This window comes from Streptomyces altiplanensis, assembly GCF_053591575.1.
The window spans coordinates 1-4155 of the sequence record NZ_JBSFUB010000200.1 but is presented as its reverse complement, the minus strand read 5'-3'; the positions used below and the strand labels follow the sequence as shown (position 1 = coordinate 4155).

3 protein-coding genes and 1 pseudogene are annotated in these 4155 nt (G+C 68.4%); 3 read left to right on the top strand and 1 reads right to left on the bottom strand.

Features of this window, described 5'->3' with window-relative positions; genetic code table 11:
* The first annotated feature begins 361 nt into the window (after positions 1-361).
* From ACWD0Y_RS36260 to ACWD0Y_RS36250, 3 genes and pseudogenes are all read left to right on the top strand, one after another.
* Positions 362-1138 (top strand): alpha/beta fold hydrolase, encoded by a 777-nt coding sequence (locus ACWD0Y_RS36260; RefSeq protein ID WP_450264516.1) that lies wholly within the window; start codon positions 362-364, stop codon positions 1136-1138.
* Positions 1139-1242: 104 nt separating this feature from the next.
* Positions 1243-2136: pseudogene (locus tag ACWD0Y_RS36255) on the top strand (transposase); the annotation flags it as partial.
* Positions 2137-2265: 129 nt separating this feature from the next.
* Positions 2266-3387, top strand: coding sequence for an IS630 family transposase (locus tag ACWD0Y_RS36250; RefSeq protein WP_450264515.1), 1122 nt, complete (start codon positions 2266-2268; stop codon positions 3385-3387).
* Positions 3388-3432: 45 nt separating this feature from the next.
* Here ACWD0Y_RS36250 and cpt read toward each other — a convergent pair whose 3' ends face one another.
* Positions 3433-3963, bottom strand: coding sequence for a chloramphenicol phosphotransferase CPT (gene cpt, locus ACWD0Y_RS36245; protein ID WP_450264514.1), 531 nt, complete (start codon positions 3961-3963; stop codon positions 3433-3435).
* Between the last annotated feature and the right edge of the window lie 192 nt (positions 3964-4155).

Below are 4155 nucleotides of genomic sequence, written 5' to 3'. Positions count from 1 at the left end.
CACCCCCCAGGTCATGCCTTCGACAGGGGGACACAGTCATGCCGGGCCCGGAGGCCAGCGGTCCCATTGCAGGACCGCCAAGAACATAACGGGGGATCACGCCGGGCACGGTTGCTGGCGGATCTCGCCGCGATGCCACTTGGCTGACCGCCGCGTACTCCACCGCTCTCAGGCCGCTGCGGCCTCGCGGGACCGGACATGATCCGGGACGGATCGCCACCGACCTGGCGGTGTGGCCTGACCGGCAAGATTCATCTGGCCTGCGACGCCTTCGGCCGCCCGCTCGCGCTGCTACGCCGTTGGAGCGAATCCTCAAGCCGACGGGATTCCGGGCCCGGCCCGGAGGGGGAGACCCGGCATTGTGACAGGCCATGTAGCAGGACACGTAATTCCGTATGAGGTACAGGGCAACGGTCCGGAGCGGGTCCTCGCACTCCACCACTGGCTCAGCGACAGGTCGAGTTTCGGCCATCTGCGGCGGTACCTGGACGGAAGTGCGTTCAGTTACGCGTTCGTGGACTGCCGTGGGTATGGCGAGGCGATAGACACCCCCGGCGCCTACACGATGGAGGAGGTCGCGGCGGACGCCCTCGCTGTGGCCGACGACCTCGGCTGGAACACCTTCTCAGTCATCGGTCACTCCATGGGCGGCAAGGCGGCCCAGCTGATGTTGCTGGACGCCCCCTCGCGGGTCCACTCGATCATCGGCATCTCGCCGGTACCCGCGTCCGGGTTCCCGCTCGAAGGGGAGATGTGGGATCTGTTCGTCGGCGCCGTGGAGGATTTCGGCAGCCGCAGGATGATCTTTGACGTCACCACCGGCAGTCGGCACGACGATGCGTGGCTGGATGCCAGGGTGAGCGGCTCGGAACGTTCCTCGTCGGCTGCCCTGCGCTCGTACCTCGAATCCTGGACTCGCGGCTCCGACATCCACGAGCGGCTCGAGGGAAATCCGACCCCGGTGCTTGTCGTGGCTGGTGCAAACGACCCGGCGATGGGCCCTGACACCATGCGGTCCACCTGGCTGCAGTGGTATCCGAACGCTGAGTTCGAGGTCTTCAACGACGCCGGCCACTTCGCCCCGGATGAGAGCCCAGAGGCCCTGGCGACAGTGGTCGAAAGATTCCTCCGTCGGTAGCCTCCGCCTTTTTCTTGCGGCGGCGTCCGGATCCAGAGCGGAAACGCGAAAGTGCTTCTCGAACTTGGGATGATGAGGCTTGTACAGGGCTTCTGTCGCCACAGCTGGAAGGCACTCTCTGCGTGCCCACCACCGGGTCGCGTCCCAAGCTCGTCGTCTCAGCCGACGGCTGCGGGGTGGTCAGCCACGCCGGATCCCGCCTGCTGGCCGATCTCGCCGATGTCACTGGCCTGACCGGCGCGTTCACGGACTCGCTGCGTAGGCTGCGACCGCGTGGCACCGGGCACGATTCCGGCCGGACCGTGGTCGGTCTGGCGGTGATGTTCGCCGACGGCGGCGAGGAGATAGCGGACCTGGCCCTGCTACGGGACCAGACGGAGGTCTTCGGCCACGTCGCCTCCACTCCGACCGCCTGGCGCCTGCTGGCGGGCATCGACCCGGCCGCACTCGCCCGCCTGCGCTCGGCGAGAGCTGCTGCCCGGGAAGTCGCCTGGTTGCAGGCCGCCGAGGCCAGGAACGGCATACCCGCGGCCCGCGTCGGCGGACACGACCTGCAGGGCCTCGTCCTGGACATCGAGGCCACCCTCGTCACCTGCCCCTCTGAGAAGGAACAGGCGGCGGCCACTTATAAACGCGGCTCCGGCTACCACCCGCTGCTGTGCTGTGTGGACAACACCGGCGAAGCCCTGGCCGGAGTGCTGCGGCCGGGCAACGCCGGCGCCAATACCGCCGCCGACCACATCGCCGTCCTGGATGCGGCCCTGGCCCAGATCCCCGACGCCGGCCGCCACGGCACCGACACCCTCATCCGCACGGACAGCGCCGGAGGCGCGAAAGTCTTCCTCGCCCACGTCCGTGCACTGCGCGAGCGGGGTATCAACACCTCCTTCTCCGTCGGATACGCCGTCACCGATCCGATCCGCCGCGCAATCCAGGCCCTGCCCGACCACCTGTGGCACCCCGCCCCGGAGCAGGACGGCACCTTGCGGACCGGCGCTTAAGTGGCAGAACTGACCGGCACGGTGGACCTAGTGCTCTGACCGGGAAGGTTCACCGTGTTGCTGTTCGCGGCTCGGGCCTTGCGCGCGGTTGGATGTGCCGACATCCAATCTGTGCGTGGAGGCGCGATGGCAGAGCCGGTCAAGGTCCGCAGACTGACCGACCAGGAGGGACAGCGGCTGCAGCAGATCGTGCGCCGGGGCAGCACCAGCGCGGTGCGCTACCGGCGGGCGATGATGATCCTGGCCTCGGCCGGAGGCAACCGGGTGCCGGTGATCGCCCAGCTGGTCCAGGCCGACGAGGACACCGTCCGCGATGTGATCCATCGGTTCAACGAGATCGGCCTGGCCTGCCTGGACCCTCAGTGGGCGGGAGGCCGTCCCCGCCTGCTGAGCACTGACGACGAGGACTTCGTCATCCAGACGGCCACCACCCGTCCCACCAAGCTCGGGCAGCCCTTCACCCGCTGGTCCATCCGCAAACTCGCCGCCTACCTGCGCAAAGTCCACGGCAGGGTGATCCGCATCGGCCGTGAGGCCCTGCGGATGCTGCTGGACCGCCGCGGGGTCACCTTCCAGCGCACCAAGACGTGGAAGGAGTCCACCGACCCCGACCGCGACGCCAAGCTCGACCGGATCGAGCACGTCCTGGAGCACTTTGCGGACCGCACGTTCGCCTTCGACGAGTCCGGCCCGCTGGGCATCCGGCCCACCGCCGGATCCTGCTGGGCCGAGCAGGGCCGCCCCGATCGGCTGCCGGCGACCTACCACCGCACCCACGGCGTCACCTACTTCCACGGTTGCTACTCCGTCGGTGACGACACCCTGTGGGGCGTCAACCGCCGCCGCAAAGGCACGGCCAACACCCTCGCGGCCCTGAAGTCGATCCGGGCCGCCCGCCCCGACGGCGCCCCGATCTACATCATCTTGGACAATCTGTCCGCCTACACGGGCACCGACATCCGCCGCTGGGCGAAGAAGAACAAGGTCGAGCTGTGTTTCACCCCGACCAACGCCTCCTGGGCCGATCCGATCGAGGCGCACTTCGGGCCGCTGCGGCAGTTCACCCTCGCCAACTCCCACCACCCCAACCACACCGTCCAGACCCGTGAGCTGCACCATTACCTGCGCTGGCGCAACGCCAACGCCCGCCACCGCGACGTGCTGGCCGCCGAACGCCGCGAACGGATCCGGATCCGCAGCGAGAAGGGCATCCGCTGGGGCGGACGGCCCCTGGCAACAGCGGCCTGATCATCACGGTGCCGCGGTCACAGCGGCAGACAGCCGGGCCGTCGATCACCTGACCTGCGCGGCGATGGCCCGTGCGCACTCCATCGCCTCGGTATGCGTGGTGTCCACCTCCAGGTCATAGACCACGCCCCGGTGGACCACGTCCGCCTGGGAGGCGGCCATCCCGATGGTCCGATCGCCCCGTGCGACCTCCCGGCCTGCGGCCACCGCAGCGTCGCACCGGACGCCGACCCACAGCACCCGCAGGTCACCCAAGGCCTTCTGCCACCGCTGCTGCGAGTCCGCTCCCCCGAGGAAGACCTCATCGACGATGACCCGGGCGCCCGCACTGGCCATCGCGGCGACCCCCTCGATCCATGCCGCTTCCAGCGTCCGGAACTCCGGCCCGACGATCACCTCTCCGTCCGGAGCGAACTCGATCCCCGCATCCGACGCCTGCATGGACGCGGGCATCGCGTCAACCAGCGTGTCGGTCCCGAGAGCCAGCCACGGATCCGGCAGGACCGCCTGCAGACACCAGGCGATCCCGGACTTCCCCGAGCTGGAACCACCGTTGAGAACGATCACCTCAGTCATCACCGCGCCACAGTAGAGGCACCCCAGCAATCCCTGAAACGGATTTCCGCGGAAGCTGCCCGCCTCTACAACACGGTGAACCTTCCCGGTCAGAGCACTAGGCGATGTTTCTCGGATCTCCTGACGCGCGTGAGGGGTTGGGGTCAGGCTGTCTGTATGGGCCGTGGGGATCTAACGAATGCGGAGTGGGAC

Excerpts from the sequence above, each read along its gene's own strand:
- ACWD0Y_RS36250 (WP_450264515.1), top strand. The coding sequence starts at position 2,266 with ATGGCAGAGCCGGTCAAGGTCCGCAGACTGACCGACCAGGAGGGACAG.
- cpt (WP_450264514.1), bottom strand. The coding sequence starts at position 3,963 with ATGACTGAGGTGATCGTTCTCAACGGTGGTTCCAGCTCGGGGAAGTCC.